The organism is Stenotrophomonas sp. 109824_Sma (genome assembly GCF_056480025.1).
Map to the genome: position 1 here is coordinate 3857562 of NZ_CM151078.1, position 15814 is coordinate 3873375.

General features: G+C 67.9%; 18 protein-coding genes and 1 other RNA gene. 15 read left to right on the plus strand and 4 right to left on the minus strand.

The annotated features are described in order from the left end of the window. Window position 1 precedes the first annotated feature (1 nt). From hemW to pepQ, 4 genes are all read left to right on the plus strand, one after another. On the plus strand, window positions 2-1228 hold the full coding sequence (gene hemW, locus ACZK1G_RS18090) for a radical SAM family heme chaperone HemW (RefSeq protein ID WP_049446544.1): 1227 nt from the start codon (window positions 2-4) through the stop codon (window positions 1226-1228). A gap of 201 nt (window positions 1229-1429) precedes the next feature. Continuing rightward, a complete protein-coding gene (locus tag ACZK1G_RS18095) occupies window positions 1430-3709 on the plus strand; it encodes a DUF1631 family protein (RefSeq protein ID WP_101766022.1) in 2280 nt (759 codons plus the stop codon). Then, entirely contained in the window at window positions 3706-4080 is a 375-nt protein-coding gene (locus ACZK1G_RS18100; protein ID WP_014038349.1) for a PilZ domain-containing protein, read from the plus strand. The genes ACZK1G_RS18095 and ACZK1G_RS18100 overlap by 4 nt, the downstream gene beginning before the upstream one ends. Before the next feature lie 75 nt (window positions 4081-4155). After that, a complete protein-coding gene (pepQ, locus tag ACZK1G_RS18105; RefSeq protein WP_049446546.1) occupies window positions 4156-5487 on the plus strand; it encodes a Xaa-Pro dipeptidase in 1332 nt (443 codons plus the stop codon). 538 nt (window positions 5488-6025) lie between these two features. Here pepQ and ACZK1G_RS18110 read toward each other — a convergent pair. After that, window positions 6026-7348: an aminopeptidase P N-terminal domain-containing protein gene (locus tag ACZK1G_RS18110; protein WP_478448398.1), complete on the minus strand. Its 1323-nt coding sequence runs from the start codon at window positions 7346-7348 to the stop codon at window positions 6026-6028. A 5-nt stretch (window positions 7349-7353) separates the two neighbouring features. Next, the gene (locus ACZK1G_RS18115) at window positions 7354-7902 is read right to left on the minus strand and encodes a YecA/YgfB family protein (RefSeq protein ID WP_014648288.1); all 549 of its coding nucleotides are present in this window, start codon (window positions 7900-7902) and stop codon (window positions 7354-7356) included. Window positions 7903-8056: 154 nt separating this feature from the next. On the opposite strand from ACZK1G_RS18115, the gene ACZK1G_RS18120 reads away from it, so the two are divergent. The 8 genes from ACZK1G_RS18120 to ACZK1G_RS18155 all read left to right on the plus strand — a co-directional run bounded on the left by ACZK1G_RS18120 (window position 8057) and on the right by ACZK1G_RS18155 (window position 12207). Next, window positions 8057-8278 (plus strand): TIGR02449 family protein, encoded by a 222-nt coding sequence (locus ACZK1G_RS18120; RefSeq protein WP_005410898.1) that lies wholly within the window; start codon window positions 8057-8059, stop codon window positions 8276-8278. Next, window positions 8275-8571 carry a cell division protein ZapA gene (locus ACZK1G_RS18125; protein ID WP_005410899.1) on the plus strand — a complete coding sequence of 99 codons (297 nt, stop codon included), beginning with the start codon at window positions 8275-8277 and terminating at the stop codon, window positions 8569-8571. The genes ACZK1G_RS18120 and ACZK1G_RS18125 overlap by 4 nt, the downstream gene beginning before the upstream one ends. 153 nt (window positions 8572-8724) lie before the next feature. Further along, window positions 8725-8910: non-coding RNA, 6S RNA (gene ssrS / locus ACZK1G_RS18130), on the plus strand. Between the two features lie 83 nt (window positions 8911-8993). Further along, on the plus strand, window positions 8994-9587 hold the full coding sequence (locus ACZK1G_RS18135; RefSeq protein WP_101766023.1) for a 5-formyltetrahydrofolate cyclo-ligase: 594 nt from the start codon (window positions 8994-8996) through the stop codon (window positions 9585-9587). Then, complete coding sequence (locus ACZK1G_RS18140; RefSeq protein ID WP_101766024.1) at window positions 9584-10063, plus strand: EVE domain-containing protein; 480 nt, start codon at window positions 9584-9586, stop codon at window positions 10061-10063. Before ACZK1G_RS18135 ends, ACZK1G_RS18140 begins: the two co-directional genes overlap by 4 nt. Before the next feature lie 22 nt (window positions 10064-10085). After that, entirely contained in the window at window positions 10086-10733 is a 648-nt protein-coding gene (gene rpiA / locus ACZK1G_RS18145; RefSeq protein ID WP_014038355.1) for a ribose-5-phosphate isomerase RpiA, read from the plus strand. A 21-nt stretch (window positions 10734-10754) separates the two neighbouring features. Further along, window positions 10755-11198, plus strand: a complete 444-nt coding sequence (locus ACZK1G_RS18150) for a DUF192 domain-containing protein (RefSeq protein ID WP_014038356.1) — start codon at window positions 10755-10757, stop codon at window positions 11196-11198. A 163-nt stretch (window positions 11199-11361) separates the two neighbouring features. Then, the gene (locus ACZK1G_RS18155; protein WP_049446553.1) at window positions 11362-12207 is read left to right on the plus strand and encodes a SirB1 family protein; all 846 of its coding nucleotides are present in this window, start codon (window positions 11362-11364) and stop codon (window positions 12205-12207) included. 71 nt (window positions 12208-12278) lie between these two features. Here the strand turns inward: ACZK1G_RS18155 and ACZK1G_RS18160 are convergent, their stop codons facing one another. Beyond that, entirely contained in the window at window positions 12279-12503 is a 225-nt protein-coding gene (locus tag ACZK1G_RS18160) for a rubredoxin (protein ID WP_014038358.1), read from the minus strand. A gap of 34 nt (window positions 12504-12537) precedes the next feature. Between ACZK1G_RS18160 and thiE the strand changes: the two genes are divergently transcribed. Next, window positions 12538-13164 carry a thiamine phosphate synthase gene (gene thiE / locus ACZK1G_RS18165; RefSeq protein ID WP_101766025.1) on the plus strand — a complete coding sequence of 209 codons (627 nt, stop codon included), beginning with the start codon at window positions 12538-12540 and terminating at the stop codon, window positions 13162-13164. Window positions 13165-13180: 16 nt separating this feature from the next. Next, window positions 13181-14470, plus strand: coding sequence for a glutamate-1-semialdehyde 2,1-aminomutase (hemL, locus tag ACZK1G_RS18170; RefSeq protein WP_049446559.1), 1290 nt, complete (start codon window positions 13181-13183; stop codon window positions 14468-14470). 121 nt (window positions 14471-14591) lie between these two features. On the opposite strand, the gene azu is transcribed toward hemL, so the two are convergent. Continuing rightward, window positions 14592-15041, minus strand: coding sequence for an azurin (azu, locus tag ACZK1G_RS18175; protein WP_049446560.1), 450 nt, complete (start codon window positions 15039-15041; stop codon window positions 14592-14594). Window positions 15042-15164: 123 nt separating this feature from the next. Between azu and ACZK1G_RS18180 the strand changes: the two genes are divergently transcribed. Then, on the plus strand, window positions 15165-15767 hold the full coding sequence (locus ACZK1G_RS18180) for an HAD-IA family hydrolase (protein WP_049446562.1): 603 nt from the start codon (window positions 15165-15167) through the stop codon (window positions 15765-15767). The last annotated feature ends 47 nt before the right edge of the window (window positions 15768-15814 follow it).

Sequence of the window (15814 nt, forward strand, 5' to 3'; positions counted from 1 at the left end):
CATGCCGCACGCCCACGACCACTGCAACCACCTGCCCGGCGAAGCCTGCTCCGCTGACCACGACAGCCCGCCGCGACTGGTGCCACCACCGCTGTCGTTGTACGTGCACCTGCCGTGGTGCGTGCGCAAATGCCCGTACTGCGATTTCAATTCGCACCAGGCCAAGGGCGAACTGCCGTTCGATGCCTACATCGATGCCCTGCTGCGCGACCTCGACCAGGACCTGCCGCTGGTCTGGGGCCGGGTGGTGCACAGCGTGTTCTTCGGTGGCGGTACCCCCAGCCTGTTCCCGCCGGAAGCGATCGACCGCTTCCTGCAGCAGGCCAGCGCACGCCTGCGCTTCGCACCCAACGCAGAAATCACCCTGGAAACCAACCCGGGCACCGCCGAGCATGGCCGTTTCGACCGCTACCGCGCGGCCGGCGTGAACCGCCTCAGCTTCGGCATCCAGAGTTTCGACGACGCCATGCTCAAGCGCCTGGGCCGCATCCACGACAGCGGCGAGGCCGAGCGCGCGGTGAAGATGGCGCAGGACGCGGGCTACGACAACTTCAACATCGACCTGATGTACGCGCTGCCGGAACAGACCCTGGCCGGTGCCGAGGCTGATCTGGAACGTGCGTTCGCGCTGCAGCCGGCGCATATCTCGCACTACCAGCTGACCCTGGAACCGAACACGGTGTTCTTCGCGCGGCCGCCGCAGGGTATTCCCGACGAAGACAACGCCTGGGACATGCAGGAACACTGCCAGGCGCTGCTGGCGCAGGCCGGCTTCGGCCAGTACGAGGTCAGCGCCTATGCGCGCCCCGGCCGGCAGAGCGCGCACAACCTGAACTACTGGCGTTTCGGCGATTACCTGGGCATCGGTGCCGGCGCACACGGCAAGATCAGCTCGGGCGCCGAGGAACACGTTCTGCGCCGCTGGAAGCTGAAGCACCCGCAGGCCTACCTGGACAGCGCCGGCACTCCGGCCTCGTTCGGTGGTGACGACGTGATCGCAGCAGAGCGCCTGCCGTTCGAGTACATGCTCAACCTGCTGCGCCTGCACGAAGGTTTCGGCCTGCGCGATTTCGAGTCGCGCACCGGGCTGCCACGCAGCGTGCTGGATGCCCCCCTGGCCGAGGCCGTTCAGCGCGGCTGGCTGGACGTGACGGATGGCCATGTGCAGCCGACCGAGCTGGGCCGCCGTTTCACCAACGATGTGGTGAGCCTGTTCCTGGAGGAATAAGGCTTCCGCCGTAGCCGGTAGTGCCGGCCGCTGGCCGGCATTACAGTGAAGACAGCGCTGCCGGCCAGCAGCGGGCACTACCGTTCATCCGTCGGCGCTGCCCAGCGAACGTGAGACACGTTCACCCTAAAGTAGCGCCGACTGCGGCCGACACGGTAGATTCACAGGATCGATCCGCGGGAATCCGGGTACCGCTCGCCGATGTCAGCTGTCTTTTCCATCACCTCTGCCGACAAAGCCCGCCTGGCCGCCAGCGACCTGCCACCGCGGGTGCGTGAGCTGCTGGGTGCGTTGATCGGCCTGTGCCGGCAAACGCTGGCCGCGCCCCTGATCCTGACCGTCGAAGCGCTGGAGCAGACGCTGCTGCACGACGCCGACCGCGCACGCAATCCGATGCAGCAGGCGGACCTGATGGCCCAGCGCGGCCAGCTGCACGCCTTCGCCGGCCACTTCGCCGACCGCATGCTTGATGCCGTGGCCGAGGCGCTGGTGGGCCTGCGCGCGCCGTCCACCGCCGCGGCGGCCCATGCTTCGCCGCCGCCGCTGCCGGGCATGCTCGGCCTGTCACTGGTCGATGAGCATGAGGTGGATCGCGACCTGCTGCTGACCGAGATGATCCGGCGCGAGACGCTGCGTTCAACCAATACGCTGAACCTGCTGGGCCAGCGCCTGGGCGTGCTTGCAGCGGCGCCGGCGTTCGAGGCCGACACCCTGCCACTGGCACCGCAGGCCCTGTGCGCGATGGTGCGCCGGATCGCCGAACAGGACACCCTCGGCGTGGATGTGCAGCTTGCGCTGTACCGCAGCTTCGAGCGGCAGGTACTGGAGCGCCTGGGTGACATCCTGGACCGCGCCAACGCGCTGCTGGCCCAGCACGGCGTGCTGCCGGGCCTGGTCTACACCCCCTACCTGGCACGCTCGTCGAGCACCCGGCGGATCATCACCCAGTCAGTGGGGGGCGGCCGCGCAACCCAGCCTGCCAAGCGTGCGGCCGCCCCGTTGACCGGCTGGAACGGCTCCGCTCCCGCCGGTTCCTGGTCGAACCTGGTGCAGGACGCCTTCAACGATGCGGTCGCCCCGGGTGCCGCAGCCCCGGGCGTGACCACGTCCACCGGCAGTGCGCTGCATGAACTGCTGCAACAGGCCCGCCACGCCACGGCGCCCCCCGCGGATGCCGCTGCCGTGCCCAGTGCGGCCGTCGATGCGGTCCTCGCACGGCTGCAGGCCCAGTCCAGCGCGGCCACCGGCGTCGCCGACCTGCAGGCTGCGGTGGTCGCCCAGCTGCGCAGCGAGCACGGCGCGCAGGCCCAGCTGGGCAGCCACGACCGCGACAACCTCGACCTGCTGCGCATGCTGATGCAGCAGGTGCAGCAACAGCAGCGCCCCGATCCGGTGCCTGCCGCCCTGCTGGCGCGCCTGCAGGTACCGCTGGCGCGTGCGGCGATGGCCGACCCTGGCTTCTTCGTGCGCGACGAACACCCCGCACGCGAACTGCTCAACCAGATTGCCGAAGTCGGCGCCAACTGGCTGGGCGACGATGATGTGGACCCCCAGCTGCTGCAACGCATGGCGCAGAGCGTGCAGGGCCTGCTCGGCCAGGACGCGCGCTCGCCCGAGGCCTTCGCCACCGCCAACGAAGACGTGCAGCAGCACCAGCGCGCGGCGGCCCATCGCGCCGAATTGGCCGAGCGCCGCCACGTCGAGGCCGCGCGCGGCAAGGAACGACTGGAACTGGCACGTCGCCAGGCCAATGCGCAGATCGACCAGTGCTGCGACGCACAGGAGCCGCCGCGCTTCGTGCAGACCCTGCTGCGCCAGGCCTGGGCCGATGCACTCACCCTCACCCGCCTGCGCCATGGCGACGATTCACCGCAATGGCAGGAGCGCCTGCACCAGACCGAGCGCATCGCTGCGGTGACCGCGCAGGCCGTCGACGCGCCCGGTGGTACCGATACCTCGCTGGCCAGCGATGTGGAGTCCGCACTGGTGCAGGTCGGCTATCACGCCGAAGAAGCGGCCGCCGTTGCCCGCCGCCTGGCCACGCCCGGTGGCGAGGACGAAAGCACCTCGCGCACTGAACTCAGTGCCCGGCTGAAGGCGCGTGCACGGTTGGGCGAACATGCCGCCAGCGGCGGCGGCAATGCGTCGCTGGCACCGCGCAGCAGTGCCGAAGAGGCCGCCTACCAGCAGCTGGCCACCCTGCCCTTCGGCAGCTGGTTCGACATCGACAACGGTGACGGCACCCTGCGCCGCCAGCGCCTGTCCTGGTACAGCCTGCTGACCGGCCACGCCCTGTTCGTCAATCCGCGCGGGCAGAAGATCGCCGATACCGACCTCGACACGCTGGCCCGGCAGATCAGCGCCGGGCGCGCGCAGCTGGTCACCGAAGACAATGGCCGGCTGGTCGATCGCGCATGGCAGGCCAGCCTCGGCGCGCTGCGTGCGCTGGCCGGCAGTCGTTCCAGGGAGACGTCCGCTTGAACACGCAACCGCCGCAGGACACCCGCCGCGCGCCGCGCCGCCAGGTCTCGGACCTGGTGCCGGTCACCGACCAGATGCGCGAAAGCGTGGTGGGCCGGCTCGGCAATGTCTCCGAGACCGGCATGCTGATGCTGGCCAGCACGCCGCTGCGCGAGGATGCGCTGTACCAGTTCCGCTTCCCGTTGCCGATGGGCGACGGCCGCCACGAGGCCATCGACGTGGGCGTGCACCTGCTGTGGAGCGAACCGGCGCATGCGCCGGGCCAGAGCTGGACCGGCTTCCGTTTCCTCACCCTGTCACGTGAGCATCGGCAGCTGCTGCGCCAGTGGGTAGGCGAAGACAGCGACGAGGGGCCGGTTTCGACGGCCTGAGTGCCGGTTCCAGCACAGCGGTTTTTCCCGGTATGCGGCAGAATCTAGGGCCGTTTTCCGTGTCGAGCCACCGCAATGATCCAGCAAGACCCCGGCGCCTTGTATCCCGACCACCTGGCCGTGCTGTGCCGACGTGCCGAACAGGCGCTGGCCCGCGGCGGCTTCGATCACCTGGTGGTGCCCAGCGGCACCCTGCATTACCAGGTGTTCGACGATCGCGACTACCCGTATGCGGTCAATCCGCAGTTCAAGGCCTGGCTGCCGCTGACCCGCGTGCCCAACAGCTGGATCGTGTTCACCCCCGGCAAGCGCCCGGCGGTGATCTTCCACCAGCCCTTCGACTACTGGCACGTGGTGCCGGATGCGCCGAGCGGCTGGTGGGTGGACCACTTCGACATCCACATCATCCGCAAACCCGAAGACGCGCTGGCCCTGCTGCCGGCCGACCCGTCGCGCTGCGCGATCCTCGGCGAGCCGCAGAGCGCGCTGGGCAGCTACGTGCCGAACAACCCGGCACCGGTGGTGAACTACCTGGAATGGCACCGCGGCAGCAAGACGCCGTATGAAATCGCGCTGATGCGCCAGGCGCAGGTGCTGGGCGTGCGCGGCCACCGCGCCGCCGAAGCCGCGTTCCGCAACGGCGCCGACGAGTTCAACATCCACATGGCGTACTGCCAGGCGGTGGGCCAGGACGCCAACGAGCTGCCCTACGGCAACATCGTGGCGCTGAACGAACATGCCGCCGTGCTGCATTACACCGAGCTGGGCCGCAAGGCACCGCAGCCGCTGCGCAGCTTCCTGATCGATGCCGGCGCCAGCGCGCACGGCTATGCCAGCGACATCACCCGCACCTACGCCGCGCAGGGCCACGACGAATTCGCTGCGATGATCGCCGCCGTCGACGCCGCCCAGCAGCAGATGTGCGCAGCGGTGCGCCCGGGCTTCGACTACAAGCAGCTGCACGTGGACGCGCATCTTTCGCTGATGGGCGTGCTGAAGGACTTCGGCGTGATCAAGGTCTCGCCGCAGACGGCAGTGGAGACCGGTGTCAGCGCCGCATTCTTCCCGCACGGCATCGGCCACCTGATCGGCCTGCAGGTGCACGACGTGGCGGGTTTCGCAGCCAGCGACGAGGGTGGCCGCATCGAGCGCCCGGCGGGCCATCCATACCTGCGCCTGACCCGCGTACTGGAACCGGGCATGGTGGTGACCATCGAACCGGGCCTGTACTTCATCGACATGCTGTTGAACGAAGTGAAGGACGCCGGCCATGGCGATGCGATCAACTGGGACCGCGTGGACTTCTTCCGTCCGTATGGCGGCATCCGCATCGAAGACGAAGTGCTGTGCACCGAGGGCGAAGCGGACAACCTGACGCGGCCGGAGTTTGCGGCGGCGAACGGCTGAGCCCCTCGTGGTTTGAGGCTTAGAGCAAAAGCCGCGCTTGGCGGTGCGGGTGGGCCATGCAGGGGACGCTGCAAGTACGTCCCTGTAAGCTCGATGGCGCCATCCATGGCGCCAACGCCCCTGCATGGCCCACCCGCCCCACCTTTGACAGTTTCCTGCGCGCGTCCAACCACGGAAAAGAAAAAGGAAAAGCAAAAGCGGGTCGCTCGCTGCGCTCGCTCTGTGTCGACCAAGGTCGACACCTACCAACAGCCGCAGCAGCCAGTAGATCCACGCCATGCGTGGATGATTCATTCGATATCTGACAGATGTGCCGACCAACGGTCGGCACCCACCAACAGCCGCGTGAACCTGTCGAAGGCGGGGCACTGTGGGCTTGCGGGGTGTGAGCGGCATGGATGCCGCGACCAAGCCCCCATGGACGGGTTTACGGCGTCCCCGCAAACCCACAGTGCCCCGCCGTCTCACGGAATGCCCGCTGTTGCTGTTGCTCTGGCGTGTAGCAGGTGCAGGGCTGCAAGCCCTGCAGAAAAGCCCCTTACCCCGCCATCACCGCTTCGATCTCGTCGGCGCTGCGCGCCAGGCCTTCGGTCAGCACGCGATGGCCGTCATCGGTGATCAGCACGTCATCCTCGGTACGGATGCCGATACCGCGCCAGCGCGGTTCCACCGTCGTATCGTCCACGCCGACATACAGCCCCGGCTCGATGGTGAACGCCATGCCCGGCTCCAGCAGGCGCGAATCACCCGCCAGGCGGTAATCGCCCACATCGTGCACGTCCAGCCCGATCCAGTGCCCGGTCTTGTGCCGGTAGAAACGCTGGTACTGGCCTTCGGACAGGTTCTTTTCCAGCGTGCCCTTCAGCAGGCCCAGCCGCAGCAGGCCCTCGGTCAGGGTCTGCACCGCCGCCAGGTGGCCGGCCTCGTACGGCACGCCCGGCTTGGCCTGGGCCAGCGCCGCAGCCTGCGCATCGCCGACCAGGTCGTGCAGCGCGCGCTGCTCGGCGCTGAAGCGGCCATTCACTGGGAACGTGCGGGTGATGTCGCTGGCATAGCCGCGATATTCCGCGCCGGCATCGATCAGCACCAGCTCGCCGTCGCGCGAACGTGCGTTGTTGTCGCGGTAATGCAGGATGCAGCCGTTGCGGCCCGCACCGACGATGCTGCAGTAGGCCGGCACAGCATCGTTGGCGCGGAACACGCGCTCCAGCTCCGCCTGCAGTTCGTACTCGTGGATACCGGCCTTGGCTGCCTTCATCGCCGCCAGATGCGCACGCACGCTGATCTGCGCGGCGTGGTGCATCAACGCCACTTCGGCGCCGGACTTGAACAGGCGCTGCTCGTGCAGCAGGTGGCCCAGCTCCAGGAACTCATGCGGCGGCTGCGCGCCGTGGCGCACCTGCGAGCGAACACGGTTGACCCAGCCGATCAGCTTCAGGTCGAAATCGGCGTCGCGGCCGAAGTGGTAGTAGACGCGCGAACGCCCTTCCAGCAGGCCCGGCAGGATGTCGTCCAGATCGTCGATCGGGTACGCATCGTCCATGCCGTACTGCGCCACCGCGCCTTCCTGGCCGGCGCGGCTGCCGTCCCAGGCCTCGCGCTCGGCATCACGCTCGCGGCAGAACAGGATGGCCTCGCCGTGGCGTCGCCCCGGGATCAGCACCAGCACCGCTTCCGGCTCCGGGAAGCCGCTCAGGTACTGGAAGTCCGAATCCTGCCGGAACGGGTAATGGGTATCGAGGCTGCGCACCTTCTCGGCCGCGGCCGGCAGCACCAGGATCGCGTCCTCGCCAGCCATGTCCATCAGCTGGAGGCGCCGACGCTTGTATTCGCCGGCCGCGATGCCGGTGCGCTGCTTGATATCCATCAGTTCAGGCGCTGCCGATGGCGCGAGGCCAGCACCACGTCACCGTGCAGCAGCAGCACCGCCACGCGGATGAATTCCTCGATCTCCGACAGGGCTTCGTCATCGTCATCGCCGCCAGCCTCGAAATCCTCGCTGGAGGCACGGGCCAGGCTGGCCATGTCGGTCAGCGCTTCTTCGCCCTCTTCGGACAGGGTCGGGCGGCGACCACCGCTGCCCAGGCCGAAGCCGCCCAGGAACGAGCGGGTCCAGCTGAACATGGCATCGGCCTGCGCGGATACGTCGTCGCCATCGGTCAGCAGCAGTTCGAAGGCGAAGTCGCGGTCTTCCAGCTGCTTGATGGTCGCCTGCAGCAGCTGCCCCAGCACGCTGTCGGCGGCCACCGGTGGCAGGTTGTCGTCGGCCAGCACGCGCGCCGGCCAATCGTTGCCGGGGGCGCCGCCGGCGGCCAGCCAGCCACACAGCGCGCCGTGCAGCTCGGCAGCGGTGGCGCCCAGGCCCAGTTCCTGGCTGGCGCGGGTAACGTCGTCGACGGAGGGAAGTTCGGTCATCGTGCGGCTCGTTCGGAGAAGGAAACCCGGGGCGCGCACGCGCGCGCCCGTGAGACCCCGTAGTGTAGCAACCCCACGGCATCCTCTCTGCGGCCGTCAGGCCTTGCTGCGACAACGCTTGACCACCCTTACCCGGCTTGCCTATCGTGCCCGCATGGAACCCGCCGATCCCCTTGCCCAGCTGCAGGACTTCGCCGCCCGCGTGGAAGCGTTGCTTGAACGCAACCAGCGCCTGGCCGAGGAGAACCGCAGCCTGCGCCACCAGCAGGAACAGCTGGTGGCCGAGCGTTCCACGCTGCTGGCCAAGAACGAGCAGGCACGCTCGCGGGTGGAAGCAATGATCAGCCGGCTCAAATCCCTGGAGCAGCACACATGAGCGCCGAACCGGTCAGTGTCCGCATCCTCGATCGTGAATACACCGTGGGTGTCGGCGGCGACGAACGCGACAGCCTGATGGCCGCCGCGCGCCTGCTCGATGCACGCATGCGCGAGATCCGCGGCAGCAACCGCATGGCCGCCGTCGACCGCGTCGCCGTGCTGGCCGCACTGAACCTGGCCCACGAACTGCAGCTGCTGCGCGACGAGAACGCCCGCCAGGCCGTGGCCCTGCAGCAGACGCTGGCCGACCTGAACCGGCGCCTGGACCGCGCGATCGACGGCACCCCATAGAAAAAGGGGACGGAGGGAATCAAGGCGCATTCGCCCCTTCCGTGCTGGAAACGCCTTGATTCCCTCCGTCCCCTTTTCGCGTATCTGAATTGGCACGGACTGTTGCCGACGAACGGCCTATCCAGATCCTGCGCGCTGGCTATAATGGCCATGCGTTCTCTGCGGTACTCGACGGCATGTGCAAACATTCGCCTTGTCCCTTAAGAACGACACCGGGAGCGCGACAGCGCCGGGAGTGCAGGTCCGCCTTGTAGCGGGAAGCCCGATGGTTCTCCAGCGTTCCCACTTGAGCCCCCGGGTTCAAGGTCGTTTCGCATGCATCGACATTGCGGAGAATGCAATATTCCAGCAAGGGCGGCGTCTTCGGGCGTCGCCCTTGTTCTTTCCGGCACAATGGCAGCTGATCCTTGCCGCACGCTGCCATGACCGACCCGCGCCAGGCCCTGCGCCACGACCTGCGGCAACGCCGCCGGGACCTTTCCGCCGGTGAGCGCATCGCCGCCGCCGAATCGCTTGCCGATGCCCTGCTGGCCCTGCCGTTCGCCCCGCGCGAAGGCGCCGTGGCCGGCTACTGGGCGCTGGATGGCGAAATCGCCCTGCACCGCTGGCAGCTGCAGCTGCCCGAAGGACTCACCTACTGCCTGCCGGTGCTGGCCGGCGACGTGCTGCGCTTCGCACCGTGGCGGCCGGGGCAAGCACTGACCAGCAACCGCTATGGCATTCCCGAGCCGGACGTGGCCATGGAAGACACCCTGGAACCGGCGCAGATGGCGCTGGTGGTGACCCCGCTGGTGGGCTTCGACACACAGTGCCGGCGGCTGGGCATGGGGGGCGGCTGGTATGATCGCAGCTTCGCCTTCCGCCACGACCGGCCGGCGCCGCCCTGGCTGGTCGGTGCTGCGTTCGCGGTGCAGCAGGTCGAGTCCTTGCCGGTGGCGTCGTGGGACGTGCCGGTGGATGCGATCTGCACCGAAGACGGCACCCTGTTCCCCTCCGCTGCCCCCGTGAACGCATGACCGCCCGCAAGCGCTACTGGCTGATGAAGTCCGAACCGGACGCCTTCTCCATCGATGACCTGGCCAAGGTCAAGGTCGAACCCTGGAACGGGGTGCGCAACTACCAGGCGCGCAACTTCATGCGCGATGGCATGCAGGTGGGCGACGGCATCCTGTTCTACCACTCCAATACCAAGGTCCCCGGCATCGTCGGCCTGGCCACCGTCGCCAGCCCAGCCTATCCGGATGACACCCAGTTCGACCCCGAATCCGACTACCACGACCCCAAGAGCACGCGCGAGAACCCGCGCTGGATGCTGGTGGACGTGGCCTTCGACCGCAAGCTCAAGCAGGTGATCGCGCTGGACGAGATCAAGCTGCACGCCGAAGCGCTCGGCGAAGGCTTCCCGCTGGTTGCCAAGGGCAACCGCCTGTCGGTGTTCCCGGTGACCGCCGCGCAGTGGAAGCTGCTGCTGTCGCTGGAAAAAAAATCCTGATTCCCTGCCTGAGAGTTCTCCCATGTCCGAAGCCAAGCGCCTGGCCGCCGAGAAAGCCATCGAGTACGTCGAAGACGGCATGATCGTCGGTGTCGGCACCGGTTCCACCGTGGCCTATTTCATCGATGCCCTGGCCCGCATCCAGCACCGCATCAAGGGTGCCGTGTCCAGCTCCGAGCAGAGCACCGCGCGCCTGAAGCAGCACGGCATCGAGGTGATCGAGCTGAACCACAGCGGCAATCTGTCGCTGTACGTGGACGGCGCCGACGAGTGCGATGCCAACAAGTGCCTGATCAAGGGCGGCGGCGCCGCACTGACCCGCGAGAAGATCATCGCCGAGGCCAGCGAGCGCTTCATCTGCATCGTCGACCCGAGCAAGCAGGTGCCGGTGCTGGGCAAGTTCCCGCTGCCGGTGGAAGTGATCCCGATGGCGCGCAGCCTGGTCGCCCGCCAGATCCGCGACATGACCGGCGGCCAGCCGACCTGGCGCGAAGGCGTGGTCACCGACAACGGCAACCAGATCCTGGACATCCACAACCTGCAGATCACCGATCCGGAAAAGCTGGAGCGCGAGCTCAACCAGCTGCCGGGCGTGGTCTGCGTCGGCCTGTTCGCGCGCCGTCGCGCCGACGTGGTGATCGTCGGCGGCGAGCCGCCGATCGTGCTCTGACCCTTCCGAAGGATCCTGACGATGTCGCTGTTGCGTTCGCTGCTGATGCTTCCGCTGCTGGCTCTGGCCGGCTGTGCCACCGACGCGGCCCGCCATTGGGTCGAGCTGGATGGCGCCCGCTACCAGGTGGAGCTGGCCACCAACGATGAAACCCGCGCGCGCGGGCTGATGTTCCGCGACCAGATGTCGGCCGACCACGGCATGCTGTTCATCCACGACCGCGAAGAAATGCAGGCGTACTGGATGAAGAACACCAAGATCGCGCTGGACATCCTGTACTTCGACAGCCAGCGCAAGCTGGTCAGCCAGCAGCGCGATGTGCCGCCGTGCTCGGCCGGCGACATGTGCCCGCCCTATCCCAGCGGTGGCCCGGCGCGCTACGTGCTGGAGCTCAACGCCGGCCAGGCCGAGAAGCTGCAGCTGAAGGACGGCACTCAGCTGACCTTCGGCCCGGGCATCGAGTAGTAAACGATGCGGCCGGCCAGCGGCCGGCAACCGCTGTAGTGCCGGCCGCTGGCCGGCAACCCTGCGGGGGTCAGATCCCTTTCGCACGCGAAAGGGATCTGACCCCTGACTTTTTCACGCGGCACCGCTTGAAACCGCCTGCGAATGACGCCAGTCTGTGTCCATGCAGGACCGGATCACACTCCCCGACTGGGATGCACTGGCCGACCTCGAAGACGAGGCACTGCCACTGTTGCCGACCGCGCTGCTGATCGCGCGCGATGAATACCCCGATCTGCAGCCGTCGACCTACGACGCGCTGATCCAGAGCCATGTCGAGCACCTCCGTTCGGAAGTGGACAGCATCGACAACAGCCCGCTGAAGATGGCGGCGATCAACCGCCACCTGTTCGACGAGCTGGGCTACAGCGGCGACCACGACGAGTACTACGACCCGCGCAACAGCTACCTCAACCAGGTATTCGAGCGCCGCCTGGGCAACCCGATCTCGCTGGCACTGGTGCAGATGGAAGTCGCGCGCCGGCTGGGCATTCCGCTCGACGGCGTGTCCTTCCCCGGCCATTTCCTGGTGCGCCTGCCGGTGGACGACGGCGTGCTGGTGATGGACCCGTTCAATGGCGGCCGCCCGCTGGACGTGGACGAACTGCGCGAGCGGGCCAAGTCACACCTGGGCGGGCAGATGCCCGACGACCAGGTGCTGGCGCAGATCCTCGACCCGGCGCCAGCACGCGCGATCCTGATGCGCATGCTGCGCAACCTGCACGGCGTGTATGCCGAGGCCGGCGAATGGGACCGCGCCGCGCGCAGTGCCGACCGCCTGCTGAAGCTCGCCCCGGAGCAGGACGATGCGCTGCGTGACCGCGGCCTGGCCTACCTGCAGCTGGAGTACCTGGCCGGTGCCCGCCACGATCTGGGGCAGTACCTGAAGCGCAACCCGGAAGCCAGCGATGCGCAGTGGCTGCGCGAGAAGCTGATCGACCTCGGCGGGCCGGTGCCACGGCTGCATTGATTCTGTCAGGTGTGCGGACCAACGGTCCGCACCCACCGCTAGCGCCGGGCCATGCCCGGCGGCCATTGCGATCAATCGACCTCGACCATCTCGAAATCGGCCTTGGTCACGCCACAGTCCGGGCAGGTCCAGGTCTCGGGAATGTCCTCCCAGCGCGTCCCCGGCGCGATGCCCTCCTCCGGCAAGCCTTCCGCTTCGCTGTAAAGGAAGCCGCAGACCACGCACATCCAGGTGCGCAAGGTGGTGGGGGTGGCATCGCTCATCGGATAATCGGGGCTGGATTCACGGGCCGCCATTGTCCCATCGCGGTCCACTCACCGGTAGCCATCGATGACTTCTGCTTCCCCGGCGCCCCGCGGCGTCTACCTGATCACCCCGGACGAGCCCGATACCGCACGCCTGCTGGCCCGTACCGCGCCGCTGCTGGCCGCGGGCGCCACCTGGCTGCAGTACCGCAACAAGACCGCCAGTGACGCGCTGCGGCGCGACCAGGCCACCGCCCTGCAGGCACTGTGCGCGGAACACGGCGTGCCGCTGATCGTCAACGACGACCCGGCGCTGGCCAAGACGGTCGGCGCGGCCGGCGTGCACCTGGGCGGCACCGACGGCGACATCCCCAGCGCGCGCGCCCTGCTCGGCGCGGACGCCATCATCGGCGCCTCCTGCTACGACCAGCTGGCCAATGCCGAAAAGGCCGTGGCCGCCGGCGCCAGCTACGTGGCCTTCGGCGCGTTCTTCCCGACCACCACCAAGATCACCACCAGCCGCGCCCATACCGACCTGCTGCGGCAAAGCGCCGCACTGGGCGTGCCGCGGGTGGCGATCGGCGGCCTGACGCCGGACAATGTCGGTCCCATCATCGACGCCGGCGCCGATCTGGTCGCCGTGGTCAGCAGCGTGTTCGCCGCCGAAGACCCGGTTGCGGTCCAGCGCGCCTACCTCGCCCAGTTCGCGTAACGCTCAGGAAATCCGCATGAACCACGACCAGTCCCACGCCCTGTTCTCCCGCGCCCAGCAGCTGCTGCCGGGCGGCGTCAATTCGCCGGTACGCGCGTTCAAGTCGGTCGGTGGCGAGCCGTTCTTCGTCGAGCGCGCCGACGGCGCCTACCTGTACGACGTCGACGGCAACCGCTACATCGACTACGTCGGTTCCTGGGGCCCGATGATCGTCGGCCACAACCACCCGGCCGTGCGCCAGGCGGTGAAGAAGGCGATCGACAACGGCCTGTCCTTCGGCGCGCCGTGCGCGGCTGAAGTGACCATGGCCGAGACCATCACCCGCCTGGTGCCGTCGTGCGAGATGGTGCGCATGGTCAACTCCGGCACCGAGGCCACGCTGTCGGCGATCCGCCTGGCGCGTGGTGCCACCGGCCGCAACCGCATCGTGAAATTCGAAGGCTGCTACCACGGCCATGGCGACTCGTTCCTGGTCAAGGCCGGCAGCGGCATGCTGACCCTGGGCGTGCCGACCTCGCCGGGCGTGCCGGCCGGCCTGAGCGAACTGACCCTGACCCTGCCCTACAACGACTTCGAAGCGGCCACCGCCCTGTTCGAGCAGCAGGGTGACGACATCGCCGGCCTGATCATCGAGCCGGTGGTCGGCAACGCCAACTGCATCCCGCCGCGCGAGGGCTACCTGCAGCACCTGCGCGAACTGTGCACGAAGCACGGCGCGCTGCTGATCTTCGACGAAGTGATGACCGGCTTCCGCGTGGCCCTCGGCGGAGCGCAGGCGCACTACGGCATCACCCCGGACCTGACCACCTTCGGCAAGATCATCGGCGGCGGCATGCCGGTGGGTGCCTACGGCGGTCGTCGCGAACTGATGCAGCAGATCGCGCCGGCCGGCCCGATCTACCAGGCCGGTACGCTGAGCGGCAACCCGGTGGCGATGGCCGCCGGCCTGGCGATGCTGGAGCTGATCCAGCAGCCGGGCTTCCACGCCGACCTCGCCGAGCGCACCGCGCGCCTGTGTGCCGGCCTGGAAACGGCCGCTGCCGAAGCCGGCGTGGCCGTGACCACCACCCGCGTGGGCGCGATGTTCGGCCTGTTCTTCACCAGTGAGAAGGTGGAGACCTATGCGCAGGCCACCGCCTGTGACATCCCGGCGTTCAACCGCTTCTTCCACGCGATGCTGGACCAGGGCGTGTTCCTGGCGCCGTCGGCGTACGAAGCCGGCTTCCTGTCCAGCGCGCATGACGATGCGGTGATCGAAGCGACGCTGGCCGCTGCACGCATGGCGTTCAAGGCCGCCAAGGGCTGATCGCAAAAAGGGGACGGAGGGGATTAAGTCGTAAGTGCACAAACGACTTAATCCCCTCCGTCCCCTTTTTCATCCACGCATGGCGTGGATCTACTGGTAGAGCCACGCCATGCGTGGCTGCTCAACCGAAGACGAATTTGCCCTTCATCATCGCGAAGTGGCCGGGGAACGAGCAGAAGAAGGTGTAATCGCCCCCCTTCTGCAAGCCCTGGGTAGAGAAGCGCACGCGCGTGGTCTCGCCGCCGCCGATCACCTTGGTGTGCGCCAGCACGCGCTTGTCAGCCTTCGGCAGGTAGCTGTCGGCCAGGGTCATGCGCATGCCCGCCATGGCCACCGGCTGGTAATCGGCGGTGCGGGTCAGCACCCAGTTATGGCCCATCGCGGTGGCGGCCAGCTTGCCGGTGTGGCGCAGGGTCAGGTCCACCGCACTGCAATCGGCAGCAATCTTGATCTCGCGGCTGCTGAAGCTCATCTGGTCGGTGCTGTCGATGCTCACCGCACACACCCGTGCCATCGCCGACGGCGCCAGCATCAGCGCACCCAGTCCCACTGCCACCATCCAAGCCTTCATTGCTGCATCTCCTGCGGATTCAAGCGCCATTCTAGGCAGGCCCCTGCGGCGCCGTCTGCGACCGTCTGTCGCATGCCAACTCCAGGGTTTCCCACGCATTCACTGCAATGGCATGCTCGGCCGATGCGGATCGACCTGTTGCTGCTGGATGTGGATGGCGTGCTGGTGCAGTACCAGCGCGCGCAGCGCGTGCTGCACCTGGCGCAGGCACTGGAGGTTCCTACGCCGGCCGTGCAGGCCGCGCTGTACGACAGCGGGCTGGAAGCCGCGCACGACAATGGCACGCTGGACGGTCCAGCCTACCTCGCACGGCTGGGCGCGCTGCTGGGCAGACCCGTCGATGTGACAACATGGACCACCGCGCGCCAGGCCGCCAGCCATCCGCAGCACGCGGTGCTGCAGCGACTGCAGGCCCTGCAACTGCCAATCGCGGTGCTGACCAACAATGGCGCACTGATGCAGCAGGCCTTGCCCACTCTGTTGCCGCAACTGTTCCCTGCGCTGCAGGGCCGCGTGTTCTGCAGCGCGGATTTCGGCCTGCGCAAACCGGCGCCCGCGGTATTCCTGCGCACACTCGACGTACTGGGCGTGGCGCCTTCGCGCACGCTGTTCATCGATGATCTGTTCGCCAATGTGCGTGGCGCACGCGCTGCCGGCCTGCACGCGGAAACCGTGCGCGATGGCCGTGGGTTGGGCAAGGTGTTGAAGCGTTACGCGGTGGGCTGATCGGGGTCGGAGCCCCCTCCGCAGGAGAGGGCTCCGACCCAAGCGCC

Coding starts and splice junctions, on each gene's coding strand:
- ACZK1G_RS18150 (WP_014038356.1), top strand. CDS start 10,755: ATGTCGCTGTTGCGTTCGCTGCTGATGCTTCCGCTGCTGGCTCTGGCC.
- azu (WP_049446560.1), bottom strand. CDS start 15,041: ATGAAGGCTTGGATGGTGGCAGTGGGACTGGGTGCGCTGATGCTGGCG.
- rpiA (WP_014038355.1), top strand. CDS start 10,086: ATGTCCGAAGCCAAGCGCCTGGCCGCCGAGAAAGCCATCGAGTACGTC.
- ACZK1G_RS18125 (WP_005410899.1), top strand. CDS start 8,275: ATGAGCGCCGAACCGGTCAGTGTCCGCATCCTCGATCGTGAATACACC.
- ACZK1G_RS18160 (WP_014038358.1), bottom strand. CDS start 12,503: ATGGCGGCCCGTGAATCCAGCCCCGATTATCCGATGAGCGATGCCACC.
- ACZK1G_RS18140 (WP_101766024.1), top strand. CDS start 9,584: ATGACCGCCCGCAAGCGCTACTGGCTGATGAAGTCCGAACCGGACGCC.
- hemW (WP_049446544.1), top strand. CDS start 2: ATGCCGCACGCCCACGACCACTGCAACCACCTGCCCGGCGAAGCCTGC.
- ACZK1G_RS18120 (WP_005410898.1), top strand. CDS start 8,057: ATGGAACCCGCCGATCCCCTTGCCCAGCTGCAGGACTTCGCCGCCCGC.
- ACZK1G_RS18115 (WP_014648288.1), bottom strand. CDS start 7,902: ATGACCGAACTTCCCTCCGTCGACGACGTTACCCGCGCCAGCCAGGAA.
- ACZK1G_RS18180 (WP_049446562.1), top strand. CDS start 15,165: ATGCGGATCGACCTGTTGCTGCTGGATGTGGATGGCGTGCTGGTGCAG.
- hemL (WP_049446559.1), top strand. CDS start 13,181: ATGAACCACGACCAGTCCCACGCCCTGTTCTCCCGCGCCCAGCAGCTG.
- ACZK1G_RS18095 (WP_101766022.1), top strand. CDS start 1,430: ATGTCAGCTGTCTTTTCCATCACCTCTGCCGACAAAGCCCGCCTGGCC.
- thiE (WP_101766025.1), top strand. CDS start 12,538: ATGACTTCTGCTTCCCCGGCGCCCCGCGGCGTCTACCTGATCACCCCG.
- ACZK1G_RS18155 (WP_049446553.1), top strand. CDS start 11,362: ATGCAGGACCGGATCACACTCCCCGACTGGGATGCACTGGCCGACCTC.
- pepQ (WP_049446546.1), top strand. CDS start 4,156: ATGATCCAGCAAGACCCCGGCGCCTTGTATCCCGACCACCTGGCCGTG.
- ACZK1G_RS18135 (WP_101766023.1), top strand. CDS start 8,994: ATGACCGACCCGCGCCAGGCCCTGCGCCACGACCTGCGGCAACGCCGC.